The following is a 14,314-nucleotide window of genomic DNA, read 5'->3' as shown; positions in this document are numbered from 1 at the left end:
AAAATATCTAATTAATAATGTGTTATATGATAATTACATTATATTATATGTTGAATCAATATAAGGTATAGGGGGATTAATCATTCAAAAAATATATTATTTATTCAAGGTTATTTTTGAATTTTTACAATTTATATACTAGCTTAAATTTTGTATAAGTATAGGTAATTATTTGTACTCATGAGGGGCTTTTTTATTATACTTAATTAAAAATTAATTGTCCAAATATTTTAGGAGTTAAGAAAATTAGGCTATTTCTTTCATGGCTTTAGATTGAATTTTTCTTACTATATTTGCTAATAAACTTCTTGGAATTATTTTAGACATAAATACTAAGAATTTATTTAAAGTTCCAGGTATAATGATTCTTTTATTCTTCATAAGACCTTCATAAGCTATTTCTGCAACTTTTTTAGCACTCATAGCATTTTTTAAGGTTCCTTTACCAGCATTTTGTGAGAACTCAGTACTTGTAGTTCCAGGACAAAGTACTGATACAGTTATATTATGTGGCTTAAGCTCATTATAAAGTGCTTCAGAAAAAGAAACTACATATGCTTTTGTTGCATAATACACTGAAATTAAAGGGCCTGGCTGATAAGCTCCTGTAGAAGCTACATTTAATATTTTACCATTTCTTTTTTTAAACATATTATTTACTACATATTTTGTACATTTAGTTAATGTGCTTATGTTGAGTTCTATTGTATCTAGATCTTTTTTTAAATCAGTTTCATTAAAAAAACCACAAGTTCCAACACCTGCATTATTGACTAAAATGTCTATATTAATATTCCAATTTTTAATTTGCTCAAATACTTCTTCTACTGCATTAGGTTTTGTTAAATCTAACCCTATTATATTTACCTTTATAGCATGTTTTTTGCATAAAATTTCTTTTAACTTTTCTAATCTACTTAGTCTCCTAGCTACAAGTATTAGATTATAGTTGTTTTTAGCAAATACTTTAGCAAGTTCATATCCTATTCCAGAAGATGCTCCTGTTATTAATACATTTTTTCCTTTATTATGAATCAAATTATCACATCCATACTTTTATAGTATAATAAATATTTATAGGCCTATTTTAATATAATGATTAAAATTTTGTTTACATATAGTATAATCCATAAGGGTATACTTTAAATATGGTTCTTTCAATAACTTTTCCTAAAAATGAATTTACAAACAATATATTAATAGCCTATATTTAAAATACAATATATAAAATATTGATATAAGTTTTTAATATATCCATGATATTCCAAAACTTTTTTCGCCAGTATGTACACTTATTACAGGAGATAGTTCTTCAATGTTGATTATATGTTCAGGATAAACTTCTAATACCCTTTCTTTTAATTTTAAAGCATAATCGTAAGCATTTGCATGCGCTATAATGATTTTGGAATCTTTAGATAGCTTTTCATTTGTAATCAGTTCAACTAAATTATTATATATTTTATTCATAGTTCTTACTTTATTTTTGGCTAATATTTTACCTTTTTCAAAAGATAAAATTGGTTTTATATTCATTAAATTTCCAAAAGATGAGGCACATAAGGATATTCTTCCTGTACGGTGTAGGTGCTTTAAATCATCTACAACTAAATATATTTTTGAATTTGATCTTATATATTCAAGATTTTTAATAATATTTTCAATAGAACTTCCAATTTTTATTAATTCCAAACTTTTAATTGCCATCTGTTTTTGAATAGTAGATGTAAAAGTGGAATCAAACACAATTATTCTATCTTTTGAAAGTTCATTTCTAACTAACATTCCTGTTTGAAATGTACCACTTAATCCAGAGCTGATTGTAATATATATAATGTAATCATATTGCTTTAATAGTTCTTCAAAAAGTTTAAGAACATCTCCAACAGGTGGTTGAGAAGTAGTTGGAAGATGCAAAGATTCATTCATTTTAAAACAAAATTCACTTGGAGTTATATCTAATCCATCTCTAAAAGATTTTCCATCGATTATTAGATGTAGTGGTAGAGAATATAAATTGGTATTATTTTCAAATGATTTGGTGTCAATTACAGCAGTACTATCAACAACAACAGCTATTTTATCCATCTAGTTCACCTCGTAAAATGTAATTTGTCCAATGTCTAACCCTTCTAATATTCCCATCTTTTTTGGTGGAAATAAAGAATGGTACAACCTTGGATAACGGTCTCTAACTTTTAGATGGAATAAAAACTCCACCTGAAACAAAGAACCTTGTTTATGTTATAAATGATACACTTGTAACATTTATATGTTTATCATATAATACTGTAAAGTATGAAGTCAATGAAATAAAATAAATGATACAAATAAGGAGAAAAGTTACAAATGAGTCAAAGCGAAAAAAAAGTTAATCCCATAACTTTAAGGTCGAAAAGTTGGATTGCAAAATCATTAATTCAATTAATGGATAAAAAACCTTATAGTAAGATTACATTAAAAGAAATTTCAGAAAATGCAGATTTAACTAGGCAGACGCTCTATAGAAATTTTTCTACAAAGGAAGCCATTTTAGAATATTATGTAGATGGATTTTACAATGATTTTATAAAAATAATTTCAGCTAAAAGTAATATAACATTATATGATTTGCTTATTACATATTTTGAATATTGGTACAAAAATAGAGAATTTGTGAAAAAATTGATAGATAATAATGTATATTTAACATTACTCGACTTACATTTAAAATATATAAATTCTATGGCAACAAATAAAAAATTTGAAAAATTAACTTTTATATCAAATAATAAGTATTTTAATAATTTTTCAGCTGGGGGACTATGGTTTGCATTAAAGAGGTGGATCGAAGATGGTACGGAAAAAACTCCAGAAGAAATGACAAATATAATTTTGAATTTTTACCAAACGAAAGCTTTAAATTTAAGAAATATAATGAGTGAATTTAAAAACATATAAATATCTTGTTTTATTATATTTATGTATAAGGTTAGGCGTTAAAGTAAAACCTAATTTTATCAAAATACGAAAGATGGTGATTTTATGCACGAGAGTGATATAGCTAATAAAAAAACTAATAAACTTATAAATGAAAAATCTCCATATTTACTTCAACATGCACATAATCCGGTAGATTGGTATCCTTGGGGTGAAGAAGCATTTCAAAAAGCAGGATCTGAAAATAAACCTATATTTTTAAGTATAGGTTATTCTACATGCCATTGGTGTCATGTTATGGAAAGAGAGTCTTTTGAAGATGAAGAAATAGCAAATATATTAAATAATAATTTTATTGCCATAAAGGTAGACAGGGAGGAAAGACCAGATGTAGACAGTGTTTATATGAATGTATGCCAGGCATTAACGGGCTCAGGAGGGTGGCCTCTTACTATATTTATGACTGGAGATAAAAAGCCATTTTTTGCTGGAACTTACTTTCCTAAAGAAAGCAATTATGGAATTAGCGGGTTTAAAGATATACTAAATCATATAATTAGAGTTTGGAAAGACAATAGAGATGAGATTGACAAACATAGTGAGGAAATAATAAATCATATAAAAAGTATGAATGTAAATAGTCCTGAAATTGTAGATAGGAGAAGTGTAGATAGAGCCTTTAAAGAATTAAGTTATAGCTATGAATCATATTATGGAGGTTTTAGTGAAAGGCCTAAATTTCCTTCACCATCTAATTTATTTTTTCTTTTAAGATATTATAAACTTGCAAATTCACAAAATGCATTAACTATGGTAACTAAAACTTTGGATTCTATGTATAAGGGTGGAATTTTTGATCATATTGGATATGGATTTTCAAGATATTCCACAGATAATAAATGGCTTGTACCTCACTTTGAAAAAATGCTTTATGATAATGCACTTTTAGCTATTGCTTATTCAGAGGCTTATTTAGTTACAGGTAAAAAACTGTATAAGGAAGTTACAGAAAAAATATTTGCATACATACTTAGAGATATGATGCATAATGAAGGTGGATTTTATAGTGCAGAGGATGCGGATTCAGAAGGAGAAGAGGGAAAATTTTATGTATGGAACTATGATGAAATAGTAGATATACTAGGAGAAAAGGATAGTGAGTTATTTTGTAAATATTATGGGATAACTAAAAATGGAAACTTTGAGGGTAATAATATTCCTAATTTAATTGAAACCAATATAGAAAATTTATACGAAGATAAAGAAATAAAAGATAGAATAAAAGAAATGACTGAAAAACTTTTTGTGGTAAGAGAAAAAAGAGTTCATCCACATAAAGATGATAAAGTACTTACTTCATGGAATGGACTTATGATAGCAGCACTTTCTTATTGTGGAAGAATACTTGAAAATAATGATTATATAGAAAATGCTAAAAAATCAGTACAGTTTATTTATAATAAACTGTTTAATAGTGATGGAAGGCTTATGGCTAGATATAGAAAAGGAGAAGTTAAACATCTAGCATACCTGGATGACTATGCTTTTTTATGCTGGGGACTTATTGAATTATATGAAGCTACTTTTGATGTGGAATATCTGAAAAAAGCTATAGATTTAACTAAAGATATGAAAAAATATTTTTGGGATGAAGAAGAAGGTGGGCTTTTCTTATACGGAAAAGATGGAGAAGAGCTTATATGGAGACCTAAAGAAATTTATGATGGAGCAATTCCATCAGGAAACTCTGTGGCAACTTTAAACACTTTAAGGCTAGCAAAGTTAACTAGGGATATGGAATTAGAAAAAATGGCAAGTAGGATATTTACGGCCTTTGGAGGAAAGGTTCAAAATATGCCTGCTGCTTATGCTCATTTTATGATTTCTGTAATGTATGGAGGTGCTGGAGGAAAAGAAGTAATAATTTGTGCCTCTAAAGAAGATTCTGAAGTTAAAAACTTAATAAAAGAAAGAAATTCTCAGTTTATGCCTTTTTCAACATTAGTTTTAAATAACGAGGAAAAAGATTTATTAGAGATAATGCCATATCTTAAAGATAACAAAAAAGTAAATGAAAAAAATACAGTATATATTTGTAAGAATTTCTCATGTAAGGAACCAATTACAGATATGAGTAAAGCTTTAGATGCAATTAAGGAAAAAGAGCCTGTACTAACTTAAAAATATTCTCCTGAGTGTTGACAAATGAAAAATGTAGAATATATAATTAAATGTATATGATTTAAAATAGATATTCTATGAAGAGGAGAGTATTCTTATAAAAACTTTAAGCGAGCAGAGGAAGGTGGAAGCTCTGTAAGATTTTATTAGAAGAAGAGAACCTTAGAGAAGCTACTAAAATTATATTTGCTTCGCATATATAATTAGGTAAGCCGTTAACTGCGTTAAAGTTTTGAGGGGACTTGTTTAAGTCAACAAGAGTGGTACCGCGGATATTTCCGTCTCTGTTATTTCAGAGACGGTTTTTTTATTATAATAAATTAAATAATTTGAATATAGCATTAGAGACACTAAATGAAATTTAAAAAAGTGTTTAAAAATCGATATTTTTTTAAAACAAATCATTATGATTAAAATTTTTTAAATAGAATATAATTTAAATTAACATATAAAGGTAATAAAAATTACTAAGGGAGGAATTAACTTTGGATTACAAAAAAATTATTGCAGAAAGATTAAAAGAACATATAGAACTAGAATTAGAAGTTATAGAAAAATTTATAGAAAATCCACCTAAACCAGAAATGGGGGACTATGCATTCCCTTGTTTCCAATTAGCTAAAACTTTTAGAAAAGCTCCAAATATGATTGCAGAGGAACTAGTGACCAAACTAAATAAAGAAGGTTTTGAAAAAATTGAAACTGCAGGACCATATGTAAATTTCTTTATGGATAAAGGTGTATTTGCTCAAAATACTATAGAAAAAATATTAAATGAAAAAGATAAATATGGTTCTTCAGAAGTAGGGAAAGGAAAGAGTGTAACTATAGATTTTTCATCACCTAATATAGCAAAGCCTTTCCATGTAGGACATTTATTTAGTACATCTATAGGCAATTCATTATACAAAATGTTAAGCTTTGAAGGATATAATTGTATAGGTATAAATCATCTTGGAGATTGGGGAACACAATTTGGTAAATTAATATCTGCTTATAAGAGATGGGTAGATGAAGATGCTCTTGAAAAAGAACCAATAAAAGAACTTTTAAGAATATATGTTAAATTTCATGATGAAGCTGAAAAAGATCCTTCTTTAGAAGACGAAGGAAGGATGTACTTTAAAAAATTAGAAGATGGATGCCAAGAAGAAGTAGAACTTTGGAAGAGATTTAAGGATTTAAGCTTAAAAGAATTTGAAAAAGTTTATGAGGTTTTGGGAGTTAAATTTGATTCTTATGCTGGAGAAAGTTTCTATAATGATAAGATGGATGCTGTAATTGAAGAAATTAAAAGTAAAAATTTACTTGTAGAAAGCAATGGTGCACAAGTTGTAATGATGGAAGAAGAAAATATGCCTCCATGCATAATAAAAAAAGCAGATGGAGCAACTATCTATGCAACTCGTGATTTAGCAGCAGCTTTTTATAGAAAAAATAATTATGACTTCTATAAGAGTATATATGTAGTTGGTTCAGATCAATCACTTCACTTTAAGCAAGTTTTTAAAGTTATAGAAAAAATGGGATATGATTGGGCTAATGACTGCAAACATGTTGCATTTGGACTTGTAAGATTTGCAGATAGAAAATTATCAACAAGGAAAGGTCAAGTTATTTTCCTTGAGGAATTATTAAATGAAGCAGTAGCTAAAACTAAAGAAGTAATAGAAGAAAAAAATCCTCAACTTGAAAATAAAGAAGAAGTTGCTCAAAAAGTAGGTATAGGAGCAGTTATATTTACTTATTTAAAAAATAGAAGAGAGAAAGACATAGTATTTAAATGGGATGAAATGTTAAACTTTGAAGGGGAAACAGGGCCATATGTTCAATATACTTATGCAAGAGGTAAGAGTATATTAAGACGTGCAGGAGAATCAACTGGAGAAGCTGATTTCAGCAAACTATCTTCTACAGAAGAATTTGAACTTATAAAGGTTCTTGGAAACTTTAATGAAGAAATTTTAGATGGTATAGATAAGCTAGAACCTTCAATAGTTACAAGATATGTAATAGATGTAGCTAAAGCATTTAATAAATTCTACAATGCTCACAATATAATGGCTACAGAAGAACAATCAGTTAAAAATGCAAGATTAAAAATGGTAGAAGCAACTTGCCAAGTAATAAAAAATGCTCTATCCCTATTATCAATAGAAGTAGTAGAAAAAATGTAAACATTAAACCTACTGTCCTCCATAAAGGAGGGCGACTTAGGTTCATGAGTTGAGAATAGCCAACGGCGACGGCACTCGCTCAGCCTAAACCTACTGCCCTCCGAGAAGGAGGGCGACTTAGGTTCATGAGTTGAGAATAGCCAACGGCGACGGCACTGGCTCAGCCTAAACCTACTGCCCTCCGTAAAGGAGGGCGACTTAGGTTCATAAGTTGAGAATAGCCAACGGCGACGGCACTCGCTCAGCCTAAACCTACTGCCCTCCGAGAAGGAGGGCGACTTAGGTTCATAAGTTGAGAATAGCTAACGGCGATGGCACTCGCTTAGCTTAAACCTACTGCCCTCCGAGAAGGAGGGCGACTTAGGTTCATAAGTTGAGAATAGCTAACGGCGATGGCACTCGCTCAGCTTAAACCTACTGCCCTCCGTAAAGGAGGGCGACTTAGGTTCATGAGTTGAGAATAGCCGAATGGCGACGGCACTGGCTTAGACTAAATCTACTATCTTCCAAAGTTCTCTTAAACTAAAGAAAAATATAAAAATATAGTTTCTTGATATAATTAAAAACGCTAGTAAAAACGGAAATTTTTACTAGCGTTTTTATTTTTTATGTTTTTTATTTTATTATTAAGTTTTAATAGAAGGAATTTATCGGCCTTTTAAATTCTAATGTAAACTTATTAAATAAAATATATGATTAAATAAAAATAAACCCACAAGAAAAATGTGGGTTTATTAGCTATTTATAAAGTTATTAAATTTGTTAATCTAATGATTTTGTATTAAAATATACTTTAGGTAATAATTTTTTATCTAATAACTATAACTATCCACTCTAGTACCCATATATTCTTCAAAGTGTGAATAAAGAGCGGCTATGTTCCTGGATAACGATTTTACTAAAGAATAACGACTTCTAAGGAGTAAAATTCCTAAGAATTTGTTAATAAGATAAGAAATCTGTTTATAACTATGATTTTGTTTTGGAGGTAAAGATGTTATTAAAACAGCATTTAATAGATATAGAAGTTCCCGAAAAAATATTTAGACATTATGCATTAGATAAAATACTTTTTTTTGATATAGAAACAACAGGATTTGATAAGATAAAGAATAATGTTATTTTGATTTCTTGTGGTCATTTTAGTGAAAAAAACAAATTTATAATAAGACAATATTTTGGAGAAAATCTAGGTGAAGAGAAAAAAATATTGTGTAATTTTGGAAAAGCATTAACTGATTATAAAGTTTGGTGTTCTTATAATGGCATTGCTTTTGATGAGCCTTTTATTAAAAGAAGAATGGAGATAAATAACGTTGATTTTACATTGCCTTCTAAACATATAGATCTATATAGAATAATAAGGCCTTATCATAAACAATTAGGTATGGAAAGATGTAGCTTAAAGGGCGTAGAGAAGTTTCTTGGTATTGGAAGAGAAGATACTATAGATGGAGGAATAAGCGTAGAACTTTATAATGAATTTCTTCAAAGTGAAGACTATGATCTTACAGAGGCTATAATGTTACATAATTATGAAGATGTATTAAATTTACCTAAAATTTTTAGAGTTGTTTATAACATAGATCATAATGAAGAATTAAGAAGAGAAGATTGTATAACTGAGAAACAGTTAAAATATTTAAAGAGTTTGCTGAGAAAGAATCAGATAAACATAGAAGGAGATTTAGATAGAATATCTAAGAAAGCAGCTTCTAGGATTATATATTCTATACTTAAAGGAGAAATAAATGAATCAAAGTTTCAACATATAATTAAAAATAGCTATTAGTTAAAAAATAAAAAGTATTAAGAAGTCAATGTCTTAATACTTTTTTTATTTTTGTTAACAATTTATACTATAATATACAATCAAATAAGCTGAGGTTTTAATACTATGAAATAATATTTATAGTTACTTACTGTTTTTCTGGTTTTCTTTATTTTTATTATTCATAGGACAATTAGAAGAACAACTTCCACAATTACATTTTCCTTGTGCACTATTTTTTAAGTTTTTTATTATTATGAATAAAGCTGCTATTCCAAGTAGACTAGCTATAATAAATTCTTTTACCAATAAAATCACCTCTAATTTAAGTAATTTAGCTTTTGTAACATAAGCTGGTTAAAACTTATTGTTAATAAGCATCGTATAAGATTTATCTTATCAATAATATACCCACATTATACACAATAAGTGAAAAAGTCCATGCTAGTAGTATTTGATATATTATTGAGAAAATCATAAGTTTAGTTCCATATTCTTTTTTCATTACTATAACAGTTGATATACAAGGAGTATATAAAAGCACGAAAACTAAAAAACTAAAAGCTGATAATGGGGTGAAATATTGTGGAAGTACAGCTGATAGGTTTCCACCAAATATAACTCCTAAAGTGCCAACGATAACTTCTTTTGCCATAAGTCCAGTAAGAAGAGCTACTGATGGTTTCCAAGAACCAAAGCCTAAAGGCTTAAACAAAGGGGCAAGAAATTTTCCTATATATGCAAGAAAACTATTATTTATATCTGTCATTCCAGAAAAGTTAAACTTAGTTAAGAACCATGTAACTATAGATATAGCAAAAATTATAGTTCCTGCTTTTTTCAAGAAGCCTTTACCTTTATCCCAAGTGTGAATTAATAAATTTTTAGGTTCAGGTAATTTATATTGAGGAAGCTCAATTATAAAAGGTTCTTCTTCATTTTTAAATATAGTATTTTTAAAAAATAGTCCCATAATAAAAGCTACCAGTATTCCAATTAAATAAAGTGAGAAAACAATTAAAGATTTATTCTTTTCAAAGAATATAGATGCAAATAAAGCATATACAGGAAGTCTAGCATTACAAGACATAAGTGGTACAAGTAAAGCTGTAAGCTTTCTGTCTTTTTCGCTTTCAAGGGTTCTAGCAGACATTATCCCAGGAACAGAACAGCCAAAACCAACTATTAAAGGTATAAAAGCTTTACCAGAAAGCCCCATCTTCCTCATGAGTTTGTCCATGATAAATGCAGCTCTTGCCATATATCCACTATCCTCAAGAAAAGATATTCCTAAAAATAGAGTAAGGATGACAGGTAAGAAAACAATAACTGAGCCAACCCCTCCTATTATTCCTTCAATCATCATGGACTGGAACCAGGCACTGCTTCCAGACATTGAGCTTTCTACATAAGGTATAAAATTATTGTTCAGTAGATATTCTAAAAAATCAGCTAAAGGTTGTCCTACCCAACTAAAAGTAAATTGAAAAATCAAAAATAATATTCCTAAAAATATAGGGTAAGCTGCTAATTTATTTAAGAGTATCTTGTCTATTTTTTCAGTAATACTTATTCCCTTTTGTTCACTGTAAAATACACATTTGTTTAACATGTTTTCAATGTATGTGTAAGTTTCTTTTTCATTTTTAAAATTTAAAGCTAAATTAACAAAGTCATTAGAAAAAGTTTCTTGTAAAATTACAGTTTTGATTTCGTCAAGTCCTTTTCCTTTTGAAGCTATGATAGGAATAACTGTAACTCCTAGTTCTTTTGAAAGTTTATGAAAATTAATTTTCATACCTTTAGCTTCTGCTACGTCAATCATATTTAATACAAGAATTATTGGCTTTTTAAATTGTTTAAGTTGTGTTGTTAGATATAAATTTCTATCTAAGTTTGAGGCATCTACAATATTTATTATTACATCTGTTTCCTCTTGTAATAAAAAATCTTTTGCTACTTTTTCTTCATTGGAGAAAGTATCCATGGCATATATCCCAGGAAGGTCAACGATTTTAATTTTTTCTGGTGTATAGCCTTCTTTTTTTTCAACAGTAACTCCAGCCCAGTTTCCAACATATTGATTTGAGCCTGTAAGATAATTAAACAGAGTAGTCTTTCCCACATTGGGGTTTCCCACCAGTGCTGCTGTTAACATACATTAAGCCTCCTTGATGTGGATGTTTTTAGCGTCTTTTTTTCTTATGGCTAAATCAAATCCTCTTATATTTATAATAACAGGGTCACCTAGAGGAGCTGAGGCTTTAAATGTAACTTTAGTTCCCTCTATGCATCCTAATGCTAATAGTCGTTTAGAAAGTTTATCATCACATTTTATATTGTATATATATCCATTTTCACCAGGTGTTAAATCTACTATACTCATATGTGCAATCCTCCTTTGTAAGTGTGAAAATCATTCTCAATTAAAATATATCATTAAAAGAGCAAAAAGTCAATTGTGTTTATGGTTCACAAATAGAATAAAATATGAGATAATAAAAATAACGATTGTATTTATCTAGAAAAGAGTGATAAGGTGATTAAAAGAGAAAACAGAATAAAGGTAAAAGAGCTTTGTGAGGATTTTGCCTTAGACATTAATGGAAAGAAAGACCTATTTAAGGAAGCACTATTTTTTGATTTAGAGCATTATTTATATAAAAAGCCTATTTGTATAGGAGTTTTTGGATGTTGTTATTATGATAGTAATTCTGAAGAGTTAATAGTAACTCAGTACATGATAGAAGGAAAGAAGGATGCAATTCCAATTTTGAATTTAGCTAAAGAATATTTTATTGAAATGCATGAAAAATATAATAAAAAATATATTGTTACTTTTTCTGGCAATAATGATTATGGTGTAATAGATTATTTATTTGATAAAAATAAGATAGGATTTAACATAGATGATTGCTATGAAAAGATAGATTTGCAAAGAGAATATGAAAAATTAATAGGAGAAAATATAGGGCTTAAAAACCTTGAAAAGAAATTTGACATACAAAGGGAAAGTGAACTTATAAGTGGTTCTAACTTATCTAAGACTTTCTGCAAGGTTATGAAGGATTTTGATTATATGAATAGAATGCCTGAGGAGAAAAAACAAAGGATACTTTTATATAATGAACAAGATGTAGCAAGTTTATTTCAAATATATGTAAATTGGAGTAAATTTTTAAATAAAGATGAAGAAGTAGTAAATATAGATAAATAACAAGAAAGATTTTGCACAATTTTACAATTAATTTCAAATTAAGCTTTAATATGAAATTAAAATCTTGTATAATTAAAGAGTAAATAATAATACGTTATTTAGAGATGTAGTCGTCCTTAATTTCCAAATTAAAAATTGGGGTTTTAGGATGGGAAGACGATAAACTATATGCTTTATTTGGACGTTTGCATATAGAACCTAGTAGTCCAACCCACCATTTCCGAGAAGTGGTCGGTTTTTTTTTACATTTCAATAGAAAAAAATTCAAATAATGAAATATATTGGAGTAGGTGTTTTCTAATACTAAGCTTTTAAGGAGAAAACATAATGATAAATAATAATAAAAAAAGATTAGGGGATCTGCTGGTACAAGCAGGTAAAATCACAAAAGAACAGCTAAAAAACGAATTGGCGAAACAGAGAAGTACAGGTATAAAATTGGGAGAACTAATAGTTCAAGATAAAATATTAACTGAGGATGATATACTAGATGTGCTTGAAATGCAGTTGGGAATAGAAAGAGTATATCTTGATATGATGGAATTAGATAAGAATGCAGTAAGATCTATACCTGAAAGTCTAGCTTTAAAATATATACTTATAGCTGTTGAATATGAGGATAATAAAATCAAAGTTGCTATGGCAGATCCTTTAAATGTATTTGCAGTAGATGATGTTAGCATAGCAACAGGAAAAGAAGTAATACCTGTAATGTCTGCTAAAAAAAATATCGAACAAGCTATAGATAAGTACTATTCTTCAGAATATGTTGAAAAGGCAGCAGAAGAACTTTCAAAATCTCAAATTCCTCAAATTAAGGAAAAAGAAATTGAGGATTTATATGATATTAAAAATGCTCCAGTAGTAAAGCTAATAGATTCTATTATAAATAATGCTGTAAAAGCAAAAGCAAGTGATATACATATAGAGCCTTTTGAGAGGTATGTAAAGATAAGATATAGAATAGATGGAATGCTCAGGGAAGTTTTAAGAATATCTAAAGAGAATTTAAGTTCGCTTGTAACAAGAATAAAAATACTTTCTAATTTAGATATATCCGAAAAAAGGCTTCCTCAGGATGGAAGAATTATAACTAATGTGGATAATAAAGTGGTGGATATGAGAGTATCTATTATGCCTACAATACATGGGGAAAAAGTAGTTATAAGACTTCTTCATAGAGATAATTTCTTGCTTAGCAAGGAACAACTAGGAATGACTAAGGAAGATATTGAAAAATCTTCAAAAATAATAAAAAGTCCTTACGGAATTGTTCTTGTTACAGGGCCAACAGGAAGTGGTAAATCTACTACATTATATACTCTTTTAAAAGAGCTTAACAATACAAGTACAAACATAATTACTATAGAAGATCCTGTTGAGTATATGATGGAAGGAGTTAATCAGATAAATATAAATCCTAAAGCAGGACTTACTTTTGCTTCAGGACTAAGGGCTATATTAAGGCAAGATCCTGACATAATAATGGTAGGAGAGATAAGAGATAATGAAACGGCAGAAATAGCTGTAAGTGCAGCTATAACAGGACATTTAGTTTTAAGTACTATACATACAAATGATGCTGCTTCTGCGGTTATGAGGTTAGAAGATATGGGAATAGAACCTTATCTTATAGCTACGTCATTATCTGGTATTATTGCTCAAAGATTAGTTAAAAAAATATGCCCTAAATGTAAAGAAGAATATATTCCTTTAAATTATGAAAGAATTGCTTTAGGGGTAAAAGATGAAGAAAACATAAAATTATATAAAGGTAAAGGATGTGTTTATTGCAATAATACAGGATATTTAGGGAGAATTGGAGTATATGAAATAATGGAGATTACAAGAAAACATAGAGAATTAATTCAAAACAAAAAAAGTGGAGATGAAATTAGAGAAATTAACCAGGAGTTAGGTATTAAAAATTTAAAAGATGCTTGTGTAAGGCTAGTACTTGCAGGGGAAACAACTATGGAGGAATTGGCAAAAGTAGCGTTTTTGAAAGAGTAATTCTTATTTGATGGATTGTTTAATTAGCTAATATTT

11 protein-coding genes and 1 other annotated feature are annotated in these 14,314 nt (G+C 28.6%); of the genes, 6 read left to right on the top strand and 5 right to left on the bottom strand.

What is annotated here, in order from left to right:
• Positions 1-246 precede the first annotated feature (246 nt).
• Positions 247-1,038, bottom strand: a complete 792-nt coding sequence (locus OW729_RS11910) for an SDR family NAD(P)-dependent oxidoreductase (protein ID WP_268061741.1) — start codon at positions 1,036-1,038, stop codon at positions 247-249.
• A 207-nt stretch (positions 1,039-1,245) separates the two neighbouring features.
• Positions 1,246-2,088: a DegV family protein gene (locus OW729_RS11905; RefSeq protein WP_268061740.1), complete on the bottom strand. Its 843-nt coding sequence runs from the start codon at positions 2,086-2,088 to the stop codon at positions 1,246-1,248.
• A 261-nt stretch (positions 2,089-2,349) separates the two neighbouring features.
• Here OW729_RS11905 and OW729_RS11900 point away from each other — a divergent pair, with 261 nt between their 5' ends.
• The 4 genes from OW729_RS11900 to OW729_RS11885 all read left to right on the top strand — a co-directional run bounded on the left by OW729_RS11900 (position 2,350) and on the right by OW729_RS11885 (position 9,069).
• Entirely contained in the window at positions 2,350-2,940 is a 591-nt protein-coding gene (locus tag OW729_RS11900; protein ID WP_268061739.1) for a TetR/AcrR family transcriptional regulator, read from the top strand.
• 84 nt (positions 2,941-3,024) lie between these two features.
• Complete coding sequence (locus tag OW729_RS11895) at positions 3,025-5,100, top strand: thioredoxin domain-containing protein (protein WP_268061738.1); 2,076 nt, start codon at positions 3,025-3,027, stop codon at positions 5,098-5,100.
• 68 nt (positions 5,101-5,168) lie between these two features.
• Positions 5,169-5,389 (top strand) — a binding site (T-box leader).
• Between the two features lie 196 nt (positions 5,390-5,585).
• Complete coding sequence (argS, locus tag OW729_RS11890; RefSeq protein WP_268061737.1) at positions 5,586-7,277, top strand: arginine--tRNA ligase; 1,692 nt, start codon at positions 5,586-5,588, stop codon at positions 7,275-7,277.
• 994 nt (positions 7,278-8,271) lie between these two features.
• On the top strand, positions 8,272-9,069 hold the full coding sequence (locus OW729_RS11885) for a ribonuclease H-like domain-containing protein (protein WP_268061736.1): 798 nt from the start codon (positions 8,272-8,274) through the stop codon (positions 9,067-9,069).
• Between the two features lie 123 nt (positions 9,070-9,192).
• Here the strand turns inward: OW729_RS11885 and OW729_RS11880 are convergent, their stop codons facing one another.
• The 3 genes from OW729_RS11880 to OW729_RS11870 all read right to left on the bottom strand — a co-directional run bounded on the left by OW729_RS11880 (position 9,193) and on the right by OW729_RS11870 (position 11,434).
• On the bottom strand, positions 9,193-9,357 hold the full coding sequence (locus OW729_RS11880) for a FeoB-associated Cys-rich membrane protein (RefSeq protein ID WP_268061735.1): 165 nt from the start codon (positions 9,355-9,357) through the stop codon (positions 9,193-9,195).
• A gap of 82 nt (positions 9,358-9,439) precedes the next feature.
• Complete coding sequence (feoB, locus tag OW729_RS11875) at positions 9,440-11,206, bottom strand: ferrous iron transport protein B (protein ID WP_268061734.1); 1,767 nt, start codon at positions 11,204-11,206, stop codon at positions 9,440-9,442.
• A 3-nt stretch (positions 11,207-11,209) separates the two neighbouring features.
• Positions 11,210-11,434, bottom strand: coding sequence for a FeoA family protein (locus tag OW729_RS11870; protein WP_268061733.1), 225 nt, complete (start codon positions 11,432-11,434; stop codon positions 11,210-11,212).
• A gap of 153 nt (positions 11,435-11,587) precedes the next feature.
• Between OW729_RS11870 and OW729_RS11865 the strand changes: the two genes are divergently transcribed.
• Both OW729_RS11865 and OW729_RS11860 read left to right on the top strand, forming a co-directional pair.
• Positions 11,588-12,265 carry a ribonuclease H-like domain-containing protein gene (locus OW729_RS11865; protein ID WP_268061732.1) on the top strand — a complete coding sequence of 226 codons (678 nt, stop codon included), beginning with the start codon at positions 11,588-11,590 and terminating at the stop codon, positions 12,263-12,265.
• A gap of 327 nt (positions 12,266-12,592) precedes the next feature.
• The gene (locus OW729_RS11860) at positions 12,593-14,278 is read left to right on the top strand and encodes a GspE/PulE family protein (RefSeq protein WP_268061731.1); all 1,686 of its coding nucleotides are present in this window, start codon (positions 12,593-12,595) and stop codon (positions 14,276-14,278) included.
• Positions 14,279-14,314 lie beyond the last annotated feature (36 nt).

It is taken from the genome of Clostridium brassicae (assembly GCF_026738875.1).
Taxonomy (GTDB): Bacteria; Bacillota; Clostridia; order Clostridiales; family Clostridiaceae; genus Clostridium_H; species Clostridium_H brassicae.
This window is presented reverse-complemented; position numbering and strand designations above follow the sequence as displayed.